The sequence below is a fragment of the Massilia oculi genome (assembly GCF_017582745.1).
Taxonomy (GTDB): Bacteria; Pseudomonadota; Gammaproteobacteria; order Burkholderiales; family Burkholderiaceae_D; genus Telluria; species Telluria oculi_A.
Window position 1 is genome coordinate 1 of the sequence record NZ_JAFVIM010000021.1, and the last position, 22,781, is coordinate 22,781.

24 protein-coding genes are annotated in these 22,781 nt (G+C 67.3%); 11 read left to right on the plus strand and 13 right to left on the minus strand.

Going from position 1 to position 22,781, the window contains the following annotated elements; translation table 11 throughout:
- Positions 1-63 precede the first annotated feature (63 nt).
- The 3 genes from J3U95_RS20940 to J3U95_RS20950 form a co-directional block, all read right to left on the minus strand.
- Positions 64-711 carry a hypothetical protein gene (locus tag J3U95_RS20940; protein WP_229520001.1) on the minus strand — a complete coding sequence of 216 codons (648 nt, stop codon included), beginning with the start codon at positions 709-711 and terminating at the stop codon, positions 64-66.
- A gap of 559 nt (positions 712-1,270) precedes the next feature.
- The gene (locus J3U95_RS20945) at positions 1,271-2,623 is read right to left on the minus strand and encodes a DEAD/DEAH box helicase (RefSeq protein ID WP_208280590.1); all 1,353 of its coding nucleotides are present in this window, start codon (positions 2,621-2,623) and stop codon (positions 1,271-1,273) included.
- A 252-nt stretch (positions 2,624-2,875) separates the two neighbouring features.
- Positions 2,876-3,655 carry an inositol monophosphatase family protein gene (locus J3U95_RS20950; RefSeq protein ID WP_040777633.1) on the minus strand — a complete coding sequence of 260 codons (780 nt, stop codon included), beginning with the start codon at positions 3,653-3,655 and terminating at the stop codon, positions 2,876-2,878.
- Positions 3,656-3,837: 182 nt separating this feature from the next.
- Between J3U95_RS20950 and J3U95_RS20955 the strand changes: the two genes are divergently transcribed.
- The 7 genes from J3U95_RS20955 to J3U95_RS20985 all read left to right on the plus strand — a co-directional run bounded on the left by J3U95_RS20955 (position 3,838) and on the right by J3U95_RS20985 (position 10,070).
- Complete coding sequence (locus J3U95_RS20955; RefSeq protein ID WP_208280591.1) at positions 3,838-4,599, plus strand: RNA methyltransferase; 762 nt, start codon at positions 3,838-3,840, stop codon at positions 4,597-4,599.
- 47 nt (positions 4,600-4,646) lie between these two features.
- Entirely contained in the window at positions 4,647-5,204 is a 558-nt protein-coding gene (locus J3U95_RS20960; protein ID WP_208280592.1) for a hypothetical protein, read from the plus strand.
- Complete coding sequence (locus tag J3U95_RS20965; RefSeq protein WP_208280593.1) at positions 5,201-6,820, plus strand: GMC family oxidoreductase; 1,620 nt, start codon at positions 5,201-5,203, stop codon at positions 6,818-6,820. The genes J3U95_RS20960 and J3U95_RS20965 overlap by 4 nt, the downstream gene beginning before the upstream one ends.
- Complete coding sequence (locus J3U95_RS20970; protein ID WP_208280594.1) at positions 6,817-7,782, plus strand: esterase/lipase family protein; 966 nt, start codon at positions 6,817-6,819, stop codon at positions 7,780-7,782. The genes J3U95_RS20965 and J3U95_RS20970 overlap by 4 nt, the downstream gene beginning before the upstream one ends.
- A 60-nt stretch (positions 7,783-7,842) precedes the next feature.
- A complete protein-coding gene (locus J3U95_RS20975; protein WP_208280595.1) occupies positions 7,843-8,670 on the plus strand; it encodes a response regulator in 828 nt (275 codons plus the stop codon).
- Positions 8,671-8,761: 91 nt separating this feature from the next.
- A complete protein-coding gene (locus J3U95_RS20980) occupies positions 8,762-9,457 on the plus strand; it encodes a TetR/AcrR family transcriptional regulator (RefSeq protein ID WP_208280596.1) in 696 nt (231 codons plus the stop codon).
- A 10-nt stretch (positions 9,458-9,467) separates the two neighbouring features.
- Complete coding sequence (locus J3U95_RS20985) at positions 9,468-10,070, plus strand: LOG family protein (protein WP_208280597.1); 603 nt, start codon at positions 9,468-9,470, stop codon at positions 10,068-10,070.
- Here J3U95_RS20985 and J3U95_RS20990 read toward each other — a convergent pair.
- Genes J3U95_RS20990 through J3U95_RS21010 form a run of 5 tightly spaced genes read right to left on the minus strand, consistent with a single transcriptional unit; the run spans position 10,022 to position 16,203 of the window.
- Positions 10,022-10,639 carry a YdcF family protein gene (locus tag J3U95_RS20990; RefSeq protein WP_208280598.1) on the minus strand — a complete coding sequence of 206 codons (618 nt, stop codon included), beginning with the start codon at positions 10,637-10,639 and terminating at the stop codon, positions 10,022-10,024. The genes J3U95_RS20985 and J3U95_RS20990 overlap by 49 nt on opposite strands.
- Before the next feature lie 33 nt (positions 10,640-10,672).
- The gene (locus J3U95_RS20995; protein WP_208280599.1) at positions 10,673-11,773 is read right to left on the minus strand and encodes a diguanylate cyclase; all 1,101 of its coding nucleotides are present in this window, start codon (positions 11,771-11,773) and stop codon (positions 10,673-10,675) included.
- Entirely contained in the window at positions 11,770-14,478 is a 2,709-nt protein-coding gene (locus J3U95_RS21000; RefSeq protein ID WP_208280600.1) for a bifunctional diguanylate cyclase/phosphodiesterase, read from the minus strand. The genes J3U95_RS20995 and J3U95_RS21000 overlap by 4 nt, the downstream gene beginning before the upstream one ends.
- 7 nt (positions 14,479-14,485) lie before the next feature.
- Positions 14,486-14,899, minus strand: a complete 414-nt coding sequence (locus tag J3U95_RS21005) for a phosphate ABC transporter substrate-binding protein (protein WP_229520002.1) — start codon at positions 14,897-14,899, stop codon at positions 14,486-14,488.
- Between the two features lie 38 nt (positions 14,900-14,937).
- Positions 14,938-16,203, minus strand: a complete 1,266-nt coding sequence (locus J3U95_RS21010) for a hypothetical protein (RefSeq protein WP_208280602.1) — start codon at positions 16,201-16,203, stop codon at positions 14,938-14,940.
- Between the two features lie 247 nt (positions 16,204-16,450).
- On the opposite strand from J3U95_RS21010, the gene J3U95_RS21015 reads away from it, so the two are divergent.
- Positions 16,451-16,864, plus strand: a complete 414-nt coding sequence (locus tag J3U95_RS21015; RefSeq protein WP_208280603.1) for a hypothetical protein — start codon at positions 16,451-16,453, stop codon at positions 16,862-16,864.
- On the opposite strand, the gene J3U95_RS21020 is transcribed toward J3U95_RS21015, so the two are convergent.
- From J3U95_RS21020 to J3U95_RS21035, 4 genes are all read right to left on the minus strand, one after another.
- On the minus strand, positions 16,861-17,376 hold the full coding sequence (locus J3U95_RS21020; RefSeq protein WP_005669502.1) for a M48 family metallopeptidase: 516 nt from the start codon (positions 17,374-17,376) through the stop codon (positions 16,861-16,863). The genes J3U95_RS21015 and J3U95_RS21020 overlap by 4 nt on opposite strands.
- A gap of 84 nt (positions 17,377-17,460) precedes the next feature.
- Positions 17,461-17,808, minus strand: a complete 348-nt coding sequence (locus J3U95_RS21025; RefSeq protein ID WP_208280604.1) for a KGG domain-containing protein — start codon at positions 17,806-17,808, stop codon at positions 17,461-17,463.
- 151 nt (positions 17,809-17,959) lie between these two features.
- Positions 17,960-18,364, minus strand: a complete 405-nt coding sequence (locus tag J3U95_RS21030) for a phasin family protein (protein WP_208280605.1) — start codon at positions 18,362-18,364, stop codon at positions 17,960-17,962.
- 65 nt (positions 18,365-18,429) lie between these two features.
- Positions 18,430-19,461 carry an NADP-dependent oxidoreductase gene (locus J3U95_RS21035; RefSeq protein ID WP_208280606.1) on the minus strand — a complete coding sequence of 344 codons (1,032 nt, stop codon included), beginning with the start codon at positions 19,459-19,461 and terminating at the stop codon, positions 18,430-18,432.
- A gap of 115 nt (positions 19,462-19,576) precedes the next feature.
- On the opposite strand from J3U95_RS21035, the gene J3U95_RS21040 reads away from it, so the two are divergent.
- Entirely contained in the window at positions 19,577-20,119 is a 543-nt protein-coding gene (locus J3U95_RS21040; RefSeq protein WP_208280607.1) for a YaeQ family protein, read from the plus strand.
- 18 nt (positions 20,120-20,137) lie between these two features.
- On the opposite strand, the gene J3U95_RS21045 is transcribed toward J3U95_RS21040, so the two are convergent.
- Positions 20,138-20,908, minus strand: coding sequence for a head GIN domain-containing protein (locus J3U95_RS21045; RefSeq protein WP_208280608.1), 771 nt, complete (start codon positions 20,906-20,908; stop codon positions 20,138-20,140).
- 182 nt (positions 20,909-21,090) lie between these two features.
- On the opposite strand from J3U95_RS21045, the gene J3U95_RS21050 reads away from it, so the two are divergent.
- Together J3U95_RS21050 and J3U95_RS21055 are read left to right on the plus strand one after the other, a co-directional pair.
- Positions 21,091-21,573: a DMT family transporter gene (locus tag J3U95_RS21050; protein WP_208280609.1), complete on the plus strand. Its 483-nt coding sequence runs from the start codon at positions 21,091-21,093 to the stop codon at positions 21,571-21,573.
- A gap of 69 nt (positions 21,574-21,642) precedes the next feature.
- A complete protein-coding gene (locus J3U95_RS21055; RefSeq protein ID WP_208280610.1) occupies positions 21,643-22,764 on the plus strand; it encodes a type IV pilus twitching motility protein PilT in 1,122 nt (373 codons plus the stop codon).
- The last annotated feature ends 17 nt before the right edge of the window (positions 22,765-22,781 follow it).

A 22,781-nucleotide genomic window follows, 5' to 3' on the forward strand; every position in this document is an offset into this window, starting at 1 on the left:
GCCGCGTTGTAGTCTTTCCAGTTGGTCGTTCGGTACTTCAGCTTTACGGGAGCAATCATGCCGTCAGTTTACCCGTGCTGCGCCTCGGCCGCTGATGGGCCGATTTGTGCAACAAAGCCCATCGAAGATGCCGAGCACGGTCTTCTTCTCATTCTCGTTGGTCTTGTAATAGAGTCGGGTGAGCGAGATCATGGCATCGAGCAGCACCTGCACATCCGCATCGCCGTCGCGCACCATGGTTTCGACGCTGCGGTTCTGGTAACCCGAGGCGATCACGCGCGTGAGCAGCCGTGTCATCCCCGTATACGCCGCCACATGCCGCTGCTGCAAGCCGGATTCCGCATTCGCCTTGAGCCCATTGCCAAGGTCATCGATGCGCTCCGACAAATCGTAGCGCCCCTCGCCCGCGAGCAGGCTGAGCGTTTGCATATACAGGACCAGCGTCTTCTGGATGGCGACGAAATCGTCGTAAACAGCGCGCCGCCGCACATCGTTCTCGCGCGCGATGCGTTCGGCCTGCGGCGACAGATAAGGCTGCTCGCGCTCGTAGGTGTCACGATACCGCCGCGACAATTCCGCATACCCACCCAGCTTGGCCGAGGCATCCGCGAATTCGCGCACCTCCTGCAAGCTGACCGACCCCTGCGAAGCGCAGCCGCCAAGCAGCACGCCAAGCCCCACCACCAGCCCCACCGCAAGTCGACGCAGCATCGCGATCCCCCCCGCCCGCCAGCCCCAAAGCCCCATTCTTCCAAACCCCCACCGCCCCACCTTGCCAATTATCAATTCCCCCTCGTAATCCCACCCCACCACACACAATGAGGGTCAGAGTAAAATTAAATGACAACTTTTAAAGTTGTCAAACAATTCAACTCTGACCCTAATTGTTGAGTAAGTTACTAACGGAATGCCGGCCTCGATACGTTTCCATTACTAAGTTGAACTATGGTCGTTGGCCAATAATTCGACTCTGACCCTAATTATTTTGGGGGCTAAAAATGATGTGGAAATAGGGCTTTGAAGAAAACTGGCGGAAAAATTGGTGCAATGAATCGATATTCCCGAAGAGCGGGCAATTCAATAGAGCGGAGAGAATAAATTAATTAGGGTCAGAGTCAAATTAAATGACAACATTCGAAAGTTGTCACTTAATTCGACTCTGACCCTAATTGTTGGGTAATAACTTGGCTGAAACAAGCTGAGGGTAAAGTCGGTGAATTGGGTGGTGTGACAATCTTTCCCAATAATTCGACTCTGACCCTCGGTGGGATTAGCGGTCGCGGCGGACGGCGGAGGCGGGGCGGGGGCCGCTGTGGCGCTTCGCGGCGGCGGGGGCGCCGGTGCCGGGGGGGCGCGGTTTGCCGCCACCACCACCACCGACGTGGCCACGGCCGCCGCCTGGACGGCCGCCGCGGTTCGAGTGGCCTGGCGCGCCGCTACGCAGCTGGATCGGTTGCGGCTTGGCGTTCAGGTCGGGCTCGAAGCCGGGGATCACTGCGCGCGGCAGCGTTTGCTTGATCAGCTTTTCGATGTCCTTCAGCATCTGGTGCTCGTCCACGCAGACCAGCGACACCGCCTCGCCCGTCGCGCCCGCACGGCCGGTACGGCCGATACGGTGGACATAGTCTTCCGGCACGTTCGGCAGGTCGTAGTTCACCACGTGCGGCAGCTGGTCGATGTCGATGCCGCGCGCCGCGATGTCGGTGGCCACCAGCACTTGCAGGCTGCCATCCTTGAATTCCGACAGCGCCTTGGTGCGCGCCGACTGGCTCTTGTTGCCGTGGATCGCCATCGCGCCGATGCCGTCCTTGCCCAGCTGTTCCACCAGTTTATTGGCGCCATGCTTGGTGCGCGTAAACACCAGCACCTGGTGCCAGTTGTTCGACTTGATCAGGTGCGCCAGCATCGGGTGCTTCTTGTCGCGGTCCACCGGGTGGATTTTTTGCGCGATCACTTCCACGGTCGAGTTGCGGCGTGCCACCTCGATCGATTGCGGATTGTTCAGCAGGCGGTCGGCCAGCGCCTTGATGTCGTCCGAGAAGGTGGCCGAGAACAGTAGGTTCTGGCGCTTTGGCGGCAGCAGGGCCAGCACTTTACGGATGTCGTGGATGAAGCCCATGTCCAGCATGCGGTCGGCCTCGTCCAGGATCAGGATCTCGATTTTCGACAGGTCCACGGTGCCCTGGCCCGCGTGGTCCAGCAGGCGGCCCGGGGTGGCGACCAGGATGTCGACGCCGTGCTTGAGCAGCTTGATCTGCGGGTTGATGCCGACGCCGCCGAAGATCACGGCCGAATTCAGGTTCGTGTACTTGCCGTACAGGCGCACGCTTTCCTCGACCTGGGCCGCGAGCTCGCGGGTCGGGGTCAGCACCAGCGCGCGGATGGCGCGCGGCGCGGTCTTGTTGCGCTGGGCGGCGCCCACCGCGTCGTTTGATAAGCGGTGCAGGATCGGCAGGGTGAAGCCGGCGGTCTTGCCGGTGCCGGTCTGGGCGCCGGCCAGCAGGTCGCCGCCATTCAGGACGGCCGGAATGGCCTGGCTCTGGATCGGCGTCGGGGCGGTATAACCTTGTTCGGTCACCGCGCGCACGATCGCGTCAGAGAGACCAAGTGAAGAGAATGACATAGATTTTTCAGTAAAAAACGGCCCGTCGCCACAGTGGCGGCAAGTCCTGGAATCGGGTTGATGCGGGCGCGCAGTCAAGCGCTCACCCGGACGCTGCCGCGCAAGGCGACTAGCAAGAATTATAATGAAGTTAGTTTCACTATAGAAAGTTTTTGCGCCATTACTATGTAATGCTTTGTAAGACGCCTGGAAAAGCAAACGGGCCACTGGCAAGCGCAGCCTGCCAGTGGCCCGACTAGTACGGCCAGTATTTTACGCGAAAGGCGAAAGCAGCGGGACCAGCGCGCCGAAAACCTTCGGGCCGGCGGCGATCACGTCGCCCTTGTTCAGGTATTCGGACTCGCCATTGAATTCGCCGACGATGCCGCCCGCCTCGGTCACGAGCAGGGCGCCGGCCGCGATATCCCAGACCTTCAGGCCTTTTTCGAAATAGCCGTCGATGCGGCCGGCCGCGACGTTCGCCAGTTCCAGCGCCGCCGAGCCGCCGCTGCGCACGCCGTGGCTGCGCGAAGCGACCACTTCGTACATGCGCAGGTATTCGGCCAGCGCGCGTGGATCGGGACCATGGCCGGCCGACAGCAGGGCGCGGCCGATGCGCTCGGTGCCGCGCACGCGGATGCGCTTGTCGTTGAGGTAGGCGCCGGCGCCCTTGGTCGCGGTAAACAGGTCGTTGCGGACCGGGTCGTAGACCAGGCCGTTGGTGATCACGCCGCGCTGCTTGAGCGCGATCGAGATGCAGTAATTGGGATAGCCGTGCAGGAAGTTGGTGGTGCCATCGATCGGGTCGATGATCCACACGAATTCACTCTCGTCGTTCAGGTTGCCGGATGCGCCGCTTTCTTCCGCCAGGATGGCGTGGGTCGGATAGGCCTTGAGCAGGGTTTCGACGATCGCCTGTTCCGCCGCCTGGTCGACGTCGGTGACGAAATCGTTGTGTTGCTTCTCAGAGACGACGATGCGATCGATATCGAAGGACGCACGGTTGATGACGGTGGCGGCGCGGCGGGCGGCCTTGATGGCCGTGTTGAGCATTGGGTGCATGGAGGCTTTTCCGTGAAAAACGCGAACGCCCACTCACGCACCTTGGGGCGTCGTGAACGATCAGCTATTGAAGAGTGATTAAAGAGCAGGGCAGTGCCGAAACGGCTACAATCGCGGGCTTGTTCCCGTGATCACAAAAAACCGTCCGCACTGCGCGATGGTCGCTATTGTAAATGAACCCGACCCAAACCGACACTTCTCTTTTCAAACGCCTCCGCTTCGTGCTGGTCGAGACCAGCCGCGCCGGCAACGTCGGCTCGGTCGCGCGCGCCATGAAGACCATGGGCTTCAGCGACCTGGTGCTGGTCGCCCCCAAGTGCGAGAACCCGCTGACCGATCCGGAAGCGGTGGCCTTCGCCAGCGGCGCCATCGACGTGCTGGGCCAGGCCCGCATCGTCGCCGACATCAACGAGGCGCTGGACGGCTGCAACTTCGCCGCCGCCGTCTCGGCCCGACTGCGTGAATTCTCGCCGCCGGTCTGGACCCCACGCGTCTTCGCTCTTCATGCCGGCAGCCAGCAGGACCTGCGCCCGGCCATCGTGTTCGGCAACGAGCGGGTCGGCCTGCCGAACGGGATCGTCGAAAGCTGCAACGTCCTGATCAACATCCCGGCCAACCCGGACTATTCGTCGCTCAACCTGTCGCAGGCGGCCCAGGTGCTGGCCTACGAGGCGCGCATGGCCGCGGTGGGCGACGGCATCGATGCGCGTGGCGTAGGCTTCCACGGCGAGGCGGCAAGCAGGACCCAGGTCGACGGCATGTATGCCCACCTCGAACAGGCGCTGGTCGCGATCGGCTTCCTGAACGCCGACAACCCCAAGAAGCTGATGCCGCGTCTGAAGCGCCTGTTCGCGCGCACCGGCCTCGAGACCGAAGAAGTCAACATCCTGCGCGGCATCGCGAGCGCGATCCTGAAGGAGCGGCCGCCGCGCTGAGCCGTATTGCACCCTGTCCGTACGGCCGCATGGCGTACACTAAGGACATGGCGAATTCAAGCAACACCTCACGCAGCACGTCAGGCCGCACCTCGCGCCGCACCTTCCTGGCCGTCGGCGGCCTGGCCGCGCTGGCGCTGGGCGCCGGCGGCGCCTGGTACCGCGCCACGCACACGCAAGCACCGCACGACTTCGCGCTCGACGGCGAGGCGCGCGCCGCCCTGCATGCGATCGCGCCGGCCATTTTGGACGGCGCGCTGGCCCACGACCCGGGCCGCCGCCAGCGCCAGCTGGGCGCCGCCATCGACGCCGTCGAAGCCGCCATCCGCGGCCTGCCGCCGGCCACGCAGGAAGAAGTGCAGGATTTGTTCGGCCTGCTGGCCCTGCGGCCGGCGCGGCGCCTGCTCACCGGCGTGCCTACCGGCTGGGAGAGCGCCGACATCGCCCATGTGAGCGCCTTCCTGCAGGAGTGGCGCGTGCACCGCTTCGCCATGATGCGCAGCGCCTATGGCGCGCTGCACGACCTGGTGCTGGGCGCCTGGTATGCCCAGCCGGCCAGCTGGGAGGCGATCGGCTATCCCGGACCGCCACGGGTGCCGGCATGACGGCCCGCATTCCCGATCCGATCGAGGCCGGCCTGCAACGCGGCTGGCGCACGATCGACGCCTCGACGATCGAGCACGACCGCACCCTGGAAGCCGACGTCGTCATTGTCGGGAGCGGCGCCGGCGGCGCCATCAGCGCCGAGATCCTGGCCAGGTCCGGCCTGTCGGTGATCGTGGTGGAAGAGGGCCCCCTGAAATCCTCGCGCGATTTTCAGATGCGCGAGGCCGACGCCTACCCGCAGCTGTACCAGGAATCGGCCGCGCGCAAGACGGCGGACAAGGCGATCAACATCCTGCAGGGCCGCGCCGTCGGCGGATCGACCCCGGTCAACTGGACCTCGAGCTTCCGCACGCCGCAGCCGACGCTGGACTGGTGGCGCCGCCACCACGGCCTGGCATTCGCATCGAACGACGAGCTGGCGCCATGGTTCGCCATGGCCGAGCGCCGCACCGGCGTGGTCGACTGGCTGGTCGGTCCGAACGAGAACAACGCCATCCTGCGCCGCGGCGCGGCAAGACTCGGCATTTCGAGCGCCGCCATTCGCCGCAACGTGCAGGGCTGCTGGAACCTGGGCTACTGCGGCATGGGTTGCCCGACCAATGCCAAGCAGTCGATGCTGGTGACCAGCATCCCGGCGGCGCTCGACAATGGCGCCACCCTCATTACGCGGGCGCGCGCCGAGCGCCTCCGCCTGCGCGGCCAGCAGGCCGAGGAACTGGTCTGCAGCGCGCTCGGCGCCGATGGCGTGCTGCCGAACGGGCGCCAGCTGCGCCTGCGCGCGCGCCACTTCGTGGTCGCGGGCGGCGCCATCAACACCCCGGCGCTGCTGCTGCGCTCGGAGGCGCCCGATCCCAGCGGACAGCTCGGCAAGCGCACCTTCCTGCACCCGACCCTGATCTCGGCCGGATTTTACGAGAAGCGGGTCGAGGGCTGGGCCGGGGCGCCGCAGAGCGTGTATTCCGACCACTTCCTGTCGCAGGGCCCGATCGACGGCCCGATGGGCTACAAGATCGAGACGCCGCCCGTGCATCCGCTGCTGGCGGCCACCATGATGAGCGGCTTTGGCGAACAGCATGCGGCCGCGATGCGCGACTTCGCCCACCTGGGCGGCATGCTGGCGCTGCTGCGCGACGGCTTCCATGAAGACTCGCCGGGCGGCGTCGTGCGCCTGCGTAGCGACGGCAGCGGCGAGCTCGATTACGAACTGAACGATTACCTGTGGGATGGCGCGCGGCGCGCGCTGCTCTCGATGGCCGAGATCCAGTTCGCGGCCGGCGCCCGCACCGTGCAGCCGGCGCACGAGAAGGCCCAGCGCTACCGTTCGTGGGCCGAGGCGCGGCGCGAGATCGCGGCCCTGCCGCAGCGCGCCCACGTCACGCGCGTGGTCTCGGCCCATGCGATGGGCGGCTGCGCCATGAGCGGCGACGAGCGCCGCGGCGTGGTCGATCCCGCCGGCCGTTACCGGGGACTGGCGAACGTGTCGGTGCATGACGGCTCGCTGTTCCCGACCTCGCTCGGCGCCAATCCGCAGCTGACCATCTACGCCATCACGGCGCGCCTGGCGAGCGGCCTGGCGGCAAACCTGACGGGCCGCCCGGCGGCGGCGCTGGCATGAGCTCGCGCAACCTGCTGCGATGGATCCTGCTGGTGCAGGCGCTGGCGGCGCTCGGCATCGGCGCGGCCGGGGTGCGCTGGCTCGGGCTGAGCGGCTGGCAGGCCGCCGCGCTGGGGCTTGGCAGCGTGGCGCTGGTGCGCCTGCTTATCAATGCCAATAACTTCCTGCTGGCGGCGCGCGCCGCCAGCCCGACGCCGCCCGAATTCCGGATCGGGCCGGGCGCCGCCGTGAAAATGTATTGGGAAGAGTTCAGCACCAGCATGCTGACCACCTCCTGGCACATGCCGCGCGCGCGGGCGCGCAGCCGCATCCATCCTGGTTCGGCGGCGCCGCCGGTGCTGCTGGTGCACGGCTACGGCTGCAACAGCGGCTACTGGGCCCATCTGGCGCCGCTGCTGGACGCGGCGCGTATCAGCCACGCCACGCTCGACCTGGAACCGCTGACCGGCGACATCGACGGCTATGCCGCGCGCATCGAGGAAGCGGCGCAGCGGCTGTGCGCGCAGGCCGGCGCGGCGCGCTTGACCGTGGTCGCGCACAGCATGGGCGGGCTGGCGGCGCGCGCCTGGATGCGCATCCACGGCGCACAGCGGGTGGCGCGCCTGATCACGCTCGGCACGCCGCACCATGGCACCTGCCTGGCCGCGTTCGGGCTCGGCATCAATGCGGGCCAGATGCGGCGCATGGGCGTGGCCGGGCCCGAATGCGCGTGGCTCAGCGCGCTCGCGAGCGGCGAAGCGCCCGAAGTACGTGCGCGGATCGTCTCGATCTACAGCCACCACGACAACATCATCGCGCCGCAGACCTCGAGCGAACTGCCGGGCGCACGCAACCTGGCGCTGGGCGGCGTGGGCCACGTGGCGCTCGGCCGCAACCCGCGCGTACTGGCCATGGTCATGGGCGAGATCGAGGCCTTGCGCAGCGACCGTGTGGCGCCTGCCGCAGCGCACCATCATCACTGACTCACGGCGCCGTCGCCGCGTGGTACAGTGATGACAACATCGCATTCCCGGAGCGCCATCGTGGCCCGTATCCTCATCATCGAAGACAACCCAGCGAACATCGAGCTGATGTCGTTCCTGCTCGGCGCCTATGGCCACACGCCGCTGTCGGCCGCCGACGGCCCGCGCGGCGTGGCCGCCGCGCGCAGCGAGCGCCCCGACCTGATCGCCTGCGACGTCAACCTGCCCGGCATGGATGGCTTCGCGGTGCTGGCCGCGCTCAAGACCGAGCCACAGCTGGCCGGCGTGCCGATCCTGGCCGTGACCGCGCTGGCGATGGCGGGCGACCGGGAGAAGGTGCTGGCCGCCGGCTTCGATGGCTACATCAGCAAGCCGATCGAGCCCGAGAGCTTCGTCGCCGAACTCGAAGCCTTCCTGGCTGCCGCCCCCGCGGTTACTCCGCTTGCCGCGAGCGCGCCCGCGCCCCAGCCCGCGCCCGCGCCACAACCCGGCGCCGCGCCGGAAGAACGCACGCTGCTGCTGGTCGACGACGACCGCTTCATGCTGGGCGTACTGAACGACATGCTGGTGGGCCAACCCTACCGCGTGCTCAGCGCCTGCTCGGGCGAAGAGGCTCTGGAAGTGCTCGACCACGAAGCGGTCGAGGTGATCCTGTGCGACCAGGCCATGCCAGGCATGCGCGGCACCGAAGTGCTGGCGCGCGCCGCCGAGCGTTATCCCAAGACCGTGCGCCTGATGCTGTCCGGCCAGCCCGACCTCACCGAGATCGAGGCGGCGATCGCCAGCGGCGTGGCCGACGACCACTACGTCAAGCCACTGGGCGCACGCACCCTTCGCGAACGGATCGACGAGGCCTTCCGCCTGCAGAGCCAGCGCGCCGCCGCCTGAACGGGGGCGATGCATTCGGGCCGATCGAAAGATTCATCGAACGACCGTTCGATGTTATCCTTGCGGGAATGCACTATTAACTTCGGCCTACATGCAACAAAAAGCCCCGCGCCGCACCCGTGAACGCATCCTCGAGCTGTCGCTCAGGCTGTTCAACGAATTCGGCGAGCCCAATATCACGACGACCGTCATTGCCGAGGAGATGAATATCTCGCCCGGCAATCTGTATTACCATTTCCGCAACAAGGACGACATCGTCAATTCGATCTTCGTCCAGTTCGAGGCGGAGATCGAGCGCATCCTGACGGTGCCGGCCGGGCGCCGCTCGAACATGGAAGACGTGTGGCTGTACCTGCACCATATGTTCAAGCTGATCTGGCGCTACCGCTTCTTCTACCGCGACCTGAACGACCTGCTGTCGCGCAACCGCAAGCTCGAACTGCACTTCAAGGCCATCCACGCCCACAAGATCAAAGTCGCGCGCCAGCTGTGCGAAGACCTGCGCAGCGAAGGCTCGCTCGAGGCGTCCGACCAGCAGATCGGCGCCATGGCGACCAATATGGTGGTGGTGGCGACCTACTGGCTGTCGTTCGAATACGTGCGCAACCCGCGCAAGTACAGCGAGCAGCAGGCCATCGCCGACGCGCTGGCGCGCGGCTGCTACCAGGTGCTGTCGATGGTCGGCCCCTACCTGCGCGGCGAGACCCGGGTGCTGTTCGAAAAGCTGTCCGACGACTATCTCCAAAAACTGTCGGCCGACGCCAAGCCGGGCGCCGACTTCTTCTGAGGCTGACACGATGAAAACCCTGGCCGTCTATTGCGGCGCCGCGCACGGCGCCAACCCCCTGTATGCCGACGCCGCGCGCGCCCTCGCTCGCGCCATGGTCGAGCACAATATCGCCCTGGTCTATGGCGGCGGCAAGGTCGGCCTGATGGGCGTGATCGCCGACGAGGTGCTGCGCCTCGGCGGCGAAGCCACCGGCGTCATCCCGCGCGCGCTGGTCGAGCGCGAGGTCGGCCACGCCGGCCTGACCCGCCTGTTCGTCGTCAAGGACATGCACGAGCGCAAGGCGATGATGTCGGACCTGTCGGAAGGCTTCATCGCCATGCCGGGTGGGATGGGCACGCTGGAAGAGCTGTTCGAGATGGTGACGTGGGCACAGCTGGGCATCCATGCCAAGCCGATCGGCCTGCTCAACGTGAACGGTTTCTACGACGGCCTGCGCGCCTTCGTGCGCCACCAGGTGGAAGAAGGCTTCGTGCGGCCCGAGCACGAGGGCTTGATGCTGGCCGAGAGCGATCCGGTCGAGTTGATCCGGCGCCTGCGCGCGGCGGCGCCGACGCCCGCCGTTCAGGCGGCGGTCGAGGCCAATGCCGAGGCGAAGGGGCTGCGCGGGTAATCCCCGTAACCGGCCAGCTCGCTGAGGAAGCCGCGTTCGAGATAGCCGGGGATTTTTTCGTACTCGGCCAGCACGCGGGCACGGAATTCCGGGTGCTCGTGCCAGCAATCGCGGGCCACGCCGAAGTAGTTGACCGGGCAGCCGGACAGCGCCAGTCCCGGCCAGTGGCGCTCGAGCGTCATCAGGTAGCGCCGCATGGCGCAGGCCTTGCCGATTGCCAGCACGCTGCCTACGTCCGTCATCTCCATCCGCGCGGCCAGCGCGGTGCGGCCGAGGATCACGTTCTCTCCCGTATTGGTGGCCGCCGTTTCCAGCACCAGGGCTGACGGCGGCATTCCCAGTTCGACCAGGCGCGCGCCGATCACCTCGGCCTCTGGCCGTGGATCGCCGCGCGTGACGCCGCCCGACACCAGCAGCACGCGGAACATGCCGCGCTCCCACAGATCGCGGGCGGCGAGGCAGAATTCCTCGATGCCGTGGCGGGTGCCGAACAGGAAGCCGACGTCGGAGGCGCGCAGGGGCACCTCGGGCATGACATAGGCGGCAATGGCGGACAGGTCGGGGTGCATGCCCCCGATTCTAGCCCGTTTTTCAGCGCGGCTTCAGGCGACCTCGATCCGGTCGCGTCCGGACGCCTTGGCCCGGTACAGCGCCTTGTCGGCGCGGCTGATCGCCTCGGTGAAGGGCTCGCCCGGGCGCCGCTCGGCCAGGCCGGCCGAAAAGCTGATGCGGCGCGCGGGATCGAGTCCTTCGACCTGCAATGCGTGCACGTGATCGGCCATGCGCTCGAGCACCTGGCGCGCATCGTGCGGCGCAGCGTCCGGCAACAGCAGCAGGAATTCCTCGCCGCCCCAGCGCGCCAGCGTGTCGTGCGCGCGCAGCGCGCCGCGTGCGGCGCTGGCGAACTCGCGCAGCACGGCGTCGCCCAGCGCGTGGCCGTGGCGGTCGTTGACCTGCTTGAAGAAATCGATGTCGAGCAGGGCCACGCAGCTGCCCGCGCCGGGCGGCTGGCGCCGCTCCTCGGCGCTCAGGAGCTCGTTCATGTGGCGGCGGTTGGCCAGCGCCGTCAGTTCGTCGATCGTGGCCAGGGTGCGGATGGTCTCGAGGGCTTTTTCCAGTTCCTGCTTCTTGCGCTTCATGCGCCGGCGCAGCTTGGTCATCTCGCTCGACAGCAGGGCGGTGGACAGCAGCGCCGCCGCCAGGTAGCCGAAGTTCATCGCTTCCACCGCCGGCGGGTGGCGCAGCGGATCGCCCGCCTGCAGCCACCACATGACGGCGCCCATGCCGCCCAGGGCGACGGCGGACAGGAACATGGTCTGGCGCGGGCGCAGGGCAATGGCGCAGAAGGCGACGATCACCACCGTCATGCACAGCAGTGCGGCGCGCATCGGCCCAGAGATCGCATACCCCGCCATGCCGCAGCCGATCGCGAACAGCGACTGCAGCATGGCCAGCACGCCGGGCGCCAGGCCCAGCGCCGCGCTGAAGCGGATCAGGACATAGAAGGCCAGCGTGCCGCCGGCGGCGGCGATGGCCAGCGCCAGGGCCGGCGCGCGCGGCGTGTGGCCTGCCGCCACCTGGCAGGCCAGCAGCAGGATGCCGGCCAGGTAGAGCAAGGCGGTGGCGATCCAGTAATTGAGCATGCGCCGCAGGGTCGGTTCGGCGCCGAGCAGGACGCTGGTGGTGTCGCGCACCGGACTCACGCCAGGTCCCCCTGGTTGTCGGCCAGCAGGCGCGCCAGCGCCTGGGCGGGCAGCGGGCGGCTGAACAGATAGCCCTGCATCTCGTCGCAGTCGTTGGCGCGCAGGAAGGCGCGCTGCTGCTCGGTCTCGACGCCCTCGGCGATCACGCGCAGGTTCAGCTTGTGACCGAGCGAGATCACGGCCAGCGCGATCGCCTGGTCGTCGGCGCGGTCGGCCAGGTCCGCGACGAAGGACTTGTCGATCTTGAGGCGGCTGATCGGGAATGACTTCAGTGCCGACAGGCTGGAGTAGCCGGTGCCGAAATCGTCGATCGAGAGCGACACGCCCATGGCCTTCAGCTCGCGCATCTTGTCCACCGAGCGGCCCAGGTCGCGCATGATCAGGCTCTCGGTCACCTCGACCTCGAGGCCTTCGGGCGCCAGGCCGCTGGCGCGCAGGGCGTCGGCGATGCGCTCGACCAGGCGCTTGTCCTCGAACTGGCGCGCCGAGACGTTGACCGACATGCTGACCGGCGGCAGGCCGGCGGCGCGCCAGGCGACGCTCTGGGCGCAGGCGGTGCGCAGCACCCATTCGCCGATCGGGACGATCAGGCCGCTCTCTTCGGCCAGGCCGATGAAACGCTCGGGCGAGACCAGGCCCTGTTCCGGATGGTGCCAGCGGATCAGCGCCTCGACGCCGAACAGGCGGCCCGATCGCAGGTCGACCTTGGGCTGGTACAGCAGCTCGAACTGGCAGGGGCCTGCGTCATCGTCCACGCAGCTGTCCAGGGCTGCGCGCAAGCCCTCCAGCAGCACCAGCTTCTCGTCGATGCTGGCGTTCATCTCGCTGGCGTAGAACTGGACGTTGTCGTTGCCCAGCTCCTTGGCCCGGTACATGGCGACGTCGGCGTGCATCATGAGGGCGCTGGCGTCGATGCCGTCGCGCGGATAGAAGGTCACGCCGATGCTGCAGCTGACCTGCACTTCCTGGCCCTCGACCAGCACCGGCTCGGTGACCGCCTCGCGCACCTGTTCCAGCAGCGGCGCGACCGATCCCGGCTCGCCCGACAGGGCGGGCAAGAGGATCACGAATTCGTCGCCGCCGAAGCGCGCCAGCGTGTCGCCCGCGCGCAGGCAGCGCGCCATGCGCGCGCCGACCACCTTTAGCAGGGCGTCGCCGGCGTTGTGGCCGAGGGCGTCGTTGACCAGCTTGAAGCCATCGAGGTCGATGAAGGCCAGGCCCACCGCGCCGCCGTCGCGGGCGGCAGTCGCGATCGCCTCGTCCAGGCGCTCGCGCAGCAGGCTGCGGTTGGGCAGGCCGGTCAGGTCGTCATGATGGGCCAGGTGGCGGATGCGCCCTTCGGCCAGCTTGCGTTCGGTGATGTCGCGCACGATCACCACCACGCCATCCTCGACCGCGACCGCCTGGCGGTACAGCCAGCGCTCGCCCTGCGGCAGCGCGCGCGCCAGCCATTCGGTTTCGTGCGTGACTCCACCCAGCGCCACCGCCGCCAGGTCGGCGAAGATGCCGGCGTTGAAGGCTCCGGGCAGCATCACCGACATGCGCTGGCCGGCGAGCTGCTCCTTGCGCAGGCTGGTGAGCTGTTCGGCGCGGCTGTTGGTGGTGACGATGGTGAAGTCGGCTACGCCTCCCTGCTGGTTCATGATGCTGCGCAGGACGAAGAAGGCGTCGGGGCTGGCTTCCGACGCCGCGGCATAGGTCTCCTGTGCCTGGCGCTCGCGCCGGCGCGCCTTGGCCAGCTGCCAGGACCAGGCGCTGACCAGGATCACCACCGCCAGCAGCAGCGCGCTGCCGGCGCTCGCGCCCAGCAGCCAGGCGCGCCGCTGCTGGTTGAATCGGGCCATCTGTTCGCTTTCCGACAGTCCGGCCACCGCCAGCAGCGGGAAGCCGCCCAGCGGCCGGCTGGTGGTGTAGCGCGTCTCGCCATCGATGCGGCAGGCGCGCAGGCCGACCATGTCGGTGGGACCGGGGATATACGACTGGCCCCAGGAGACCTGTTCGCCGATGCGCAGCGCGCGCACCACGCCGTCCAGGCCGACCAGGCCGAGCAGGCCCCGCTCGCCCTGGCGCGAGCGTTCGTAGGAGCTGGTGAAGTAGGCCGGGTCGACCGCGACGATCGCCACCCCGGCGAAGCGGCCGGCGGCGTCGTCGATGCGGCGCGAGAAATGCAGATGCGGCTCGGCGGCCTGGTGATCGACGATGGCCTGGCTCACGTAGGGCAGGTCGTGCCGGATGTGGCGGTGGAACTCAAAATAGCTGGCGCCGGACAGGTCGCGCGGTCCGACATCCGGATTGCTGGCCACCACGCGTCCATGGCTGTCAGTGATCTCGACCTGGAACACCAGGCCGGGCGGCAGCAGTCCCTTGGCCGCCAGTGCGGGCAGCGCGCCGGAGGGGCCGTTCTGCTGGACCGCGTATTTCAGCACGCGCAGGGTCTGGTCGATGTTGCTCAGGCTACGCGCCATCTGGGCCTCGTAGGTGTCGAGCAGCTCGTGGGTGGCGTCGCGCGCGGCGGCCGCCGCGGCGCGGCGCTCGGCCTCGATCACGTGCAGGGTGCCGAACCAGATGGCGCCCAGCAGGACCAGGGCGAACAGCGGCAGCGCGATGTGGGTCTCGAGCGCGAGGGCGAGCCAACGCGCGGGCACGCGGCGCGCCCGGGCTGGGGGCGGCGCGGCCGGCGTGGCGGTGGATGCGAGCGTGTTCATCGCGTCCTCACGGCAGCACCAGCACCGCGCGCACCGAGGCGTCGAGCGCATCGCGCTCGATATAGCCGATCATCGCCGGATTCTCGGCCACCAGGCGGCGCACGCCGGCATCGCCATTGGCTTCGCGCGGCGGCTGGCCGCGGCCGGTGAACACCATCTTCGACCAATGGGCCTTGAGCAGGGCCGGTGTCTTGCCGGTGAGTTCGCGGTAGAAGCTGTCGCGTTGCGGCGCGCCGAGCTGCTGGTCGACGGCGACCGCCTGGCTGCCGTCCGGGAAACGGCTGGCATGGCCGAGGAAGATCGCCGCCACCTGATCGGCATTGATGGCCGCTACCGGGCTGCGGCTGGAGACCACCACCACTAGCTCGGCCGACGCGTTGGCGGCGGCCAGGCCGAGGACGAGGGCGAGGGTGGCGGGCATGCGTCGCAAGGATGGCAAGGAACGGGAGAGCGCGCGCATCAGAACACGAAGTCCAGGGCGACGCTGCCCACGTGCACCGCGTGGTCGGGACGCAGGTCGGGCTGGTTGTTGATCAGGGTGCCGCGCGAGCCGCCGCGCGGACGCACTCGATCGAGCTGCAGCTTGAGCGCGACATTGGTCGCCGCATCCCAGCGCAGGCCGGCGCTCCAGGTGGACTGCACCGGGATCGTCGCCAGGAAGCCATTCAGGCCGGCGTTGATCCGGCCGGCCGCCGCGGCCAGCGGCGGCGGCAGGCCTTCCAGCGGCAGGCCGGGATCGCGGGTCGGGACGTCGGCGCGCACCTGGGCATAAGCGGCGTAGGGCGTCAGCGCCCCGCGGCGCAGGCCGGCGCCGACGTACATCGAGGTGCCGTCGCCCAGCAGCGAATCGGTGCGGGTGCGCCCGCACTCGGCCGTGACGAACCAGTCGCCCGGATCGACGCTCATGCCGATGCTGACCATGGAGACGCGCTTGTTCCTGATCTCGTAGCGGTCGGCCAGCACGTCGCCGGCCGGCCCGAAGCCGCGCAGGACGGCGAACAGTTCTTCGCCGATGGCGGTGTTCAGGCGTCCGCTGGCGGCCGACAGGCGCGCGCTGACGGCGCCGCGCTCGATGCTGTGCGACAGGCCGACGATGTCCTCGGCCTTGATGCGCAGCCCGTTGTGCAGGTCCTGGTTGGTGCGGCCGGCGAATACCTGGGTGGCATGCAGCACCGAGCCCGTGCTCCAGCGCCAGGTGGCGTCGAGGCCGTCGCTGCTGGAAATCGGCAGCGAACCGTAGACCTCGACCGGCGTGCGCACCCAGGGAATCGTGTAGCCGACCTTGCGCGATTCGGCGCCGAGGAAGACGGGCAGGGCGATGCGGCCGGCGCGCACGGCCAGGTCGGGCGTGAGCTGGTATTTCACGTTGGCCCATTCGAGCTGGGGCGCATAGCTGCCGTCCAGCCGCTGCTCGCTGACCACCTGCAGCACGCCCGACCAGGCGCCAAGATCGAGGTCGAGCTGGGCGCCGAGGCGGCTGTCGACGTCGGCGCTCCAGGCCCGCGTATGGCCGGCGCCATCGGCGCGCAGCACCGAGGCGGTGAAGTCCGCGCTGCGCGAGTCCGAATGCACTGCACCGAGCGTGCCGAAGCCGGACAGCTTCAGGACGGGCGCGGGCGCGGCTGGCTCGCCCGGCGCTTCGGCGCCGCTGGCGTGGAAGGACAGGAAAGCGAGCGCGCACGTAGCGAACGCGGCGGACAGGCGCGTGGTATGTTGCTGAACCATGTGATGTGAGTGGCCGGAGGCGAGAGGGGCCTCGGGATGACGGCAATTCCGAGTGTGGAGACTGTATCGGAGCCGGTTCGCGAAGTCGAGTGACCGGCGGTTAGAAATTTACTTGAACGAAACGTTCGTTGTTGGTGGGCAACGATAGCGATCGGCTGCACGTGTCGTGGCATCCGAGAGGCGCACCGTGCGAAAACAGGCTAGGATGACAGGATGGCATGCCGCCACGTTTTCATGAAAGGTTGGAATGAAGCGTTCAGTCTTGTCGATCATTCTCGCAACCCTGGCCGCGTCCGTGGCCACACCGGTGCTGGCCGCGGACCCGGCGTTCTGCACCTCGATGTGCGCCTCCGAACAGCGCGAATGCCGCGCCAGCGCCCAGGCGCTGCCGCTGGAGCGGCGGCTGACCGGGTCTACCGCGGAATACCGCAACCCATTGGCGCGCACCGCCCAGGGCGCGGTGCCGGGCCAGGCGACCCGCGCGCTCGATGCCGCCGGCGACGACGGGCGCCGGATGGCGCGCCTTGGCGCCTGCGATACGGCGCTGCAGCGCTGCACGCGCGCTTGCGCGGCGCAGCCGGATGGTGCCGACAGGTCGTCGCTCCATCAGCCACGGGTGTCACCAGCGGCGCCGGCGGCTCCGGCGGCGCGGTCGAGCTAGTCGCCGCTCCACAAGCGCTCGCCGGACAGGTCGAGCCAGGTCAGGTACAGGCGCACGTCGAATTCGAGCTGGTGGTAATCCGGCTCCATCCAGCAGCACAATTTGTAGAATGCCTTGTCGTGTTCCTTTTCCTTCAGGTGCGCTAGTTCGTGCACGGCGATCATGCGCAGGAAGGGCAGCGGCGCGTCGCGGAACAGGCTGGCGATGCGGATCTCGTGCTTGGCCTTCAGGCGTGAGCCCTGGACCCGCGAAATGGCGGTGTGCAGGCCCAGCGCGTGCTGGATCACCTGGATCTTGCTGTCGAAGGCGACCTTCGAGACCGGCGCGGCCTGGCGCAGGTAGTCGTCCTTGAGATCTTGCACATAGTCGTACAGGGCGCGGTCGGTGCGGATGCCGTGCGGCTCGGGATAGCGGCGGCGCAGGGTGTCGCCAAGGCGGTTCTGTTCGATCAGCCCGCTCACCTGGGCTTGCAGGGTGTCTGGGTAGGCGGTCAGGTATTTCAGGGTAGGCATAAGCCCGGCAATGTACCACAGGCGCAGGCCCGCCGCGCGGGTCTGCGCCGGGACCGCCCCGTGGATCGCCAACAGCCAGTCGCGCTAGCTTTCTTCGCCCTGGCGGTTGCCCTTTTGCGACGCCGCGGCAGCGGCGGCGGCGGCCGCGCGCTGGGCCGATTGCCGGCTTTCGCCGCCCTTGCGGCCGATGTCGGCCATATGGGCACGGTTGCGGCTCACGGCCTCGCCGCCTTTCTGGCCGGCGCGGCGCGCTTCTTCGGAATCGAATTCGTGCGCCGTGCCTTTTTGATGGGCCGCCTGGCCGCCCTTGCTGGCGATTTCGCGCTGCTGGTTCTGGTCCATCGCCGCGAAGCCGCGCTTGGCGGGCGGCCCGCTCTTCTGGGCGCTGCCCTGACTGCTGCTCTTTCCTCCGTTCTCCTTACTGGTCGCCATGTCGATCTCCTTGTGCCCGTGGGGCTGTCAGTTGTAGAGGCCGTACGCTATGCTTGAACGCACTTGGAGCCATCTCAGGCTGCGCTCGTGCGATTAGAGAAACGTGGTGAGCGTTAGTTCCGTCCCGTCGCCATGCGGCGCGCCGGCTCGCTCAGGCGGCACGTTTCGCCGGCGCCGGCGCCAGCGCGGCTGCGTGGCCGAGGCCGGTCTGGGCTTCGGCCATCACACCCATCAGGCCCTGCTGCCAGGCGCGCACATGCTCGCCCAACGGCTGCCAGCCGCGCATCGCGGTGGGGGCCAGTTGCAGGGGATCGGTGCAGGCGGCGAGCTGGCGGCCGGTGTCGAGCGCGGTCTCGACGAAGTGGCGCGCCATCTGCAGGTTCAGGTCGGTCAGGCGCGCCAGCAGCTCATGGCTGCGCTGCGACAGCGTGGCCAGCTGGTTCGCTTGCGCGCCCAGCTGTGTGGCCAGTTGCGCGTTCGGCGGCGCGCCCGCCGGCGTGCCGAATTGGCTCTGCAGCGCCGGGTTGGCGAAGAAACTCTCGAAAAGGGACAGCATGGCCAGCTCCATGGAGGAAGGGCGGGGCGCCCTGACCTGTACGACCGTGGAGCCGGCGACAAGTTCTAGGCGTCCGCCACTTTCAGCACCAGCTTGCCGAGGTTGCGGCCTTCGAACAGCATCAGCAGCGCTTGCGGGAACTGCTCGAAGCCATCGACCACGTATTCATGGCTCTGGATCGCGCCAGCCTTGAGCCATTCGCCGAGCTGGGCCACGGCTTCGGGATAGCGCGCCGCATAGTCGAACACGATCATGCCTTCCATGCGCGCGCGGTTGACCAGCAGCGCCAGGTAGTTGGCCGGACCCTTGACCGGTTCGGTCACGTTGTACTGCGAGATCGCGCCGCAGATCACGATGCGCGCCTTCATGTTGATGCGGGTAAGGACGGTGTCGAGGATCTCGCCGCCGACGTTGTCGAAATAGACGTCGACGCCCTGCGGGCAATGCTGCTTGAGGGCGGCGCCGACGTTGCCGGCCTTGTAGTCGATACAGGCGTCGAAGCCGAGGCGGTCGACGACGAAGGCGCATTTATCAAACCCGCCGGCGATGCCGACCACGCGGCAGCCCATCTGCTTCGCAACCTGGCCCACGGTCATGCCGACCGCGCCGGCCGCGCCCGACACCACCACCGTCTCGCCAGCCTTGGCCTGGCCGACTTCGCGCAGGCCGAAGTACGCCGTCATGCCGGGCATGCCCAGCAGGTTCAGCCAGGCCGTCAGCGGCCCCACTTGCGGATCGATCTTGGCCAGGTTGGCGGTCTTGTCGTCGGCCGGGCCGGACCAGTAGCGCTGTACGCCGGTGCCGCCCATCACGTGGTCGCCCACGTTGAGGCGCGGCGAACGCGAGGCCACCACCACGCCCACGCCGCCGGCGCGCATGACTTCGCCGATCGCCACCGGGCGGATATACGATTTGCCCTCGTTCATCCAGCCGCGCATGGCGGGGTCGAGCGACAGGTACAGGACCTTGACCACGACCTCGCCTTCGCCCGGTTCGGGCACGGCCTGCTCGTGGAACTGCCAGTCTTCGCGCTTGGGCAGCCCGACCGGGCGGGCGGCGAGCAGGAACTGCTGGTTCGGAGGGAAAGCATTGGTCATCGCGATCTCCATGTTCAGTAAGAAGGCCAGTCTAACCCGGCAGGGAACCCGGCGGTCGCCGCGCATGCGACAATAGCGGGTTTTCATCCACCAGCACCTACAAGCGCACGCAACAATGGCTCTCAAAGCGACCATCTACAAGGCCGACCTGTCGATCGCCGACATGGACCGGAACTATTATCAGGAACATGCCCTGACCATCGCCCGGCATCCGTCCGAGACCGAAGAGCGCGTGATGATCCGAGTGCTGGCCTTCGCCCTGCACGCCGACCCGGCGCTCGCCTATGGCAAGGATTTGTTCGACGTCGAGGAACCGGCGTTGTGGCTGAAGGACCTGACCGGCGCGATCCAGACCTGGATCGAGGTCGGCCAGCCGGACGAGAAGCGCCTGCTGAAGGCGGCCGGCCGCGCCGAAAAGGTGGTGGTGTACAGCTACAGCGCGACCAGCAGCATCTGGTTCAAGGGCCTGGCCAACAAGATCGAGCGCGCGAAGAACGTCAGCATGATCAACATTCCGTCGGAGATCAGCGCGCAACTGGAAAAGATGGCGCAACGCTCGATGCAGCTGCAGTGCACGATCCAGGACGGCCAGGTGTGGCTGACCGACGGCACGGACACGGTGCAGGTCGAGCGCGAAGTGCTGCGCGGCACTCTGTAAGGAGCGCCGCTTTCCCGATCAGTTCGGCGCGTCGCCCAGGCGGCGCGACTTGCCCGAACCCGCGACCGAGCTGCGCAGCTTCGGATCGCCATAGTATTTGACGTCGCCGGAACCGGCGATCGACATGCTCAACTCGTTCCTGGCCCAGACCGTCACATCGCCCGAACCGGCCACGCTGACGCTGGCGCTGTCGGCCGCGACCTTGCCCAGGTCGACATTGCCCGACCCCCCGATCGACACCGACACGTCGCGTGCCTTGCCCCCATTGGCGCGGAAGTCGCCGCTGCCGCCGACGCTGACCGAAACCTTGTCGGCATCCATGCTGGCGACCCGGATCTTGCCCGAGCCGCCCAGATTGACGCGCAGGGTCTGGGCGCGCAGCGCCTCGGCATCGATGGTGCCCGAGCCGCCCAGCGACAGGCGCTCGATCTGGCGCGCGTTGACGACGATCTTCATGGTGCGCGCCCGCAGGTTCATATTGCGCTTGGTCGGGCGGATGCGCAGCACGCCGTCGTCGACCTCGGTCTCGATCAGGCGCTGCAGATTGTCGTCGGTCTCGATCGTGATGCCTTCGGTATTGCCCATGCGCAGTTCCAGCTGGGCCGGCAACTCGAGTGCGATGCCGGTGAAGCGCTCGACCTGGCGCGCCTGGCGCGTCACGCTGCCGCTGCCTTCGACTTTTTCGCCGCCGAAGGGCCAGGCCATGGCGGGCGTCGGCGCGGCGACGCAGGCGAGGGTGGCGGCCAGCAGCAGGGTGCGTACGGCGAATGATGGCTTGAAGGCTTGCATGGGTGGACTCCGTGATTCGTTGATATGGCAGCCATCGTAGCCAGCCGGGCGTGTCCGCAAGAAGCGTTTGCGACGAATTGCAGCCTTGCGGGGATGAAATGCACGAGCACGCGACCGGGCGTGCCGACGCTCTGGCCCGGAATGCACTAAAATCGTGCGTTTTTTTGCTTGGACGTACGGAGATGAACCTCATTTTATTGGCGGCGGCGTTCTGCATCGGCGTCGCGATGTCGGCGCAGGCCGCGGTGAACAGCCAGCTGGCCCACTCGATCGGGGCGAATTCGATCATGGCGGCGTTGATTTCATTCAGCTGCGGCACGGTGGCGCTGCTGGTGATGGCGATGGCCAAGGGCGGTGTGGCGGGCCTGGGAGCGACCCTGGCGGCCTTGCCGTCGCAGCCAGCCTGGAAATTCCTGGGTGGCTTCATGGGCGCGGCCTTCGTGCTGGGCACCGTGTTCCTGGCGCCGCGCATCGGCCTGTTGACCCTGGTGGTGCTGGTGATTGCCGGTCAGCTGCTCAGCTCGATGGCGATCGATCATTTTGGCCTGATCAATATGGTGAAGCGTGAAGTGTCGCCGGTGCGCCTGACGGGCGCGCTGGTGGTGGCCCTGGGTGTGACCATCACGGTGTTTGGCGACCGCATTGTTGCGAGTTTGTCACGCTGACGATATTTTTACTCTGGTGCAACATTCCAGTTCTATAATGACTGGAACGCGTTTTTTCTTTGCCACCAGATGGAATACCACCAGTCCTCGCAGATCCCGACCCTCTCGTACATCGAAAACGAAGACCATCCGGTGTTCGAGACCCTGGTGCAGCAGATCCTGCACCTGCTCAATTCGAAGCTGGTGTTCTCGGACATCATCATCCACCAGAACAGCCCGCTGATGCTGCGCCAGCCGAAAGGCCTGGTGGCGGTGACCGATTCGCCGATCACGAAGGAAGAGCTGGAAGAATTCTTCGACGTGATCGAGCCGAACTGGCCGCAGCGCATCGCCTCGCGCGCCTTCGACCGCTCGATCGACTTGCACACGGCGCGCATTCGCGCCAACTGCTTCCGCTTCCAGGGCGGCAAGCGCATCGGGTGCGTGATTCGGCGCTTTCCGAAGGAGCCGATTGCATTGTCCGACCTTGGCCTGTGGGATGACGAGCGCGAGTTTGCGCGGCTGACCAGCGGTCTGGTGCTGATCATTGGCGACACCTGCCAGGGCAAGTCGACCACGATTGCCTCGATCCTGGACGAGATCAATCGCCAGCGTTCGGGGCACATCATCACCATCGAAGATCCGGTCGAAACCTTGATCCCTCAGCGCAAGTGCATCATTACCCAGCGTGAAGTGGGGGAGGATGGCGACGTCGAGAGTTACTACCTGGGGGCGCTGGATGCGCTGCGCGAGCGGCCGGATGTCATCGTGATCGGCGAGATCCGCGATGCGCAGACGGCGCAGGAGGCGCTGGCGCTGGCCGAGTCGGGGCCGCTGGTGCTGGCGACCCTGCATGCGCGGTCGACCGAGCTCGGGCTGCAGAAGATGCTGCGCTTGCTGGGTAATTCGGAGGCGCAGGCGCAGGCATTGGCGCATGCCTTGCGTGGCATCCTGTGCCAGGCCTTGCTGCCGTCGGTCGAGGGGAATCGCTACTATCTGGCGACCGAGTGCCTGACGCCGAGTCCGGCGGTCGTGCGCATGCTGGAGGCGGGGGATCTGGGTGGCATTCGCGCTCACATGAACAAGGGGATCGATGCGGGCTGCCATACGATGAATTCGTCGCTCGAGGGGCTGCTTGCTGCGCACAAGGTGCGGGTCGAGGATGCGCGTAACGCTACCACGGATCGGGTCGCGTTCGCAGACATGGTTTGATCGGCCCGGCAATAGAA

What these genes read in the sequence shown, in the direction of transcription:
- J3U95_RS21045 (WP_208280608.1), bottom strand. Translation starts at nt 20,908, where the DNA reads ATGCAAGCCTTCAAGCCATCATTCGCCGTACGCACCCTGCTGCTGGCC.
- J3U95_RS20960 (WP_208280592.1), top strand. Translation starts at nt 4,647, where the DNA reads ATGGCGAATTCAAGCAACACCTCACGCAGCACGTCAGGCCGCACCTCG.
- J3U95_RS21020 (WP_005669502.1), bottom strand. Translation starts at nt 17,376, where the DNA reads ATGCCTACCCTGAAATACCTGACCGCCTACCCAGACACCCTGCAAGCC.
- J3U95_RS20990 (WP_208280598.1), bottom strand. Translation starts at nt 10,639, where the DNA reads ATGCACCCCGACCTGTCCGCCATTGCCGCCTATGTCATGCCCGAGGTG.
- J3U95_RS21015 (WP_208280603.1), top strand. Translation starts at nt 16,451, where the DNA reads ATGAAGCGTTCAGTCTTGTCGATCATTCTCGCAACCCTGGCCGCGTCC.
- J3U95_RS20985 (WP_208280597.1), top strand. Translation starts at nt 9,468, where the DNA reads ATGAAAACCCTGGCCGTCTATTGCGGCGCCGCGCACGGCGCCAACCCC.
- J3U95_RS21010 (WP_208280602.1), bottom strand. Translation starts at nt 16,203, where the DNA reads ATGGTTCAGCAACATACCACGCGCCTGTCCGCCGCGTTCGCTACGTGC.
- J3U95_RS20970 (WP_208280594.1), top strand. Translation starts at nt 6,817, where the DNA reads ATGAGCTCGCGCAACCTGCTGCGATGGATCCTGCTGGTGCAGGCGCTG.
- J3U95_RS21025 (WP_208280604.1), bottom strand. Translation starts at nt 17,808, where the DNA reads ATGGCGACCAGTAAGGAGAACGGAGGAAAGAGCAGCAGTCAGGGCAGC.
- J3U95_RS21040 (WP_208280607.1), top strand. Translation starts at nt 19,577, where the DNA reads ATGGCTCTCAAAGCGACCATCTACAAGGCCGACCTGTCGATCGCCGAC.
- J3U95_RS21035 (WP_208280606.1), bottom strand. Translation starts at nt 19,461, where the DNA reads ATGACCAATGCTTTCCCTCCGAACCAGCAGTTCCTGCTCGCCGCCCGC.
- J3U95_RS20955 (WP_208280591.1), top strand. Translation starts at nt 3,838, where the DNA reads ATGAACCCGACCCAAACCGACACTTCTCTTTTCAAACGCCTCCGCTTC.
- J3U95_RS20945 (WP_208280590.1), bottom strand. Translation starts at nt 2,623, where the DNA reads ATGTCATTCTCTTCACTTGGTCTCTCTGACGCGATCGTGCGCGCGGTG.
- J3U95_RS21005 (WP_229520002.1), bottom strand. Translation starts at nt 14,899, where the DNA reads ATGCCCGCCACCCTCGCCCTCGTCCTCGGCCTGGCCGCCGCCAACGCG.
- J3U95_RS20950 (WP_040777633.1), bottom strand. Translation starts at nt 3,655, where the DNA reads ATGCTCAACACGGCCATCAAGGCCGCCCGCCGCGCCGCCACCGTCATC.
- J3U95_RS21055 (WP_208280610.1), top strand. Translation starts at nt 21,643, where the DNA reads ATGGAATACCACCAGTCCTCGCAGATCCCGACCCTCTCGTACATCGAA.
- J3U95_RS20965 (WP_208280593.1), top strand. Translation starts at nt 5,201, where the DNA reads ATGACGGCCCGCATTCCCGATCCGATCGAGGCCGGCCTGCAACGCGGC.
- J3U95_RS21050 (WP_208280609.1), top strand. Translation starts at nt 21,091, where the DNA reads ATGAACCTCATTTTATTGGCGGCGGCGTTCTGCATCGGCGTCGCGATG.
- J3U95_RS21000 (WP_208280600.1), bottom strand. Translation starts at nt 14,478, where the DNA reads ATGAACACGCTCGCATCCACCGCCACGCCGGCCGCGCCGCCCCCAGCC.
- J3U95_RS21030 (WP_208280605.1), bottom strand. Translation starts at nt 18,364, where the DNA reads ATGCTGTCCCTTTTCGAGAGTTTCTTCGCCAACCCGGCGCTGCAGAGC.
- J3U95_RS20980 (WP_208280596.1), top strand. Translation starts at nt 8,762, where the DNA reads ATGCAACAAAAAGCCCCGCGCCGCACCCGTGAACGCATCCTCGAGCTG.
- J3U95_RS20940 (WP_229520001.1), bottom strand. Translation starts at nt 711, where the DNA reads ATGCTGCGTCGACTTGCGGTGGGGCTGGTGGTGGGGCTTGGCGTGCTG.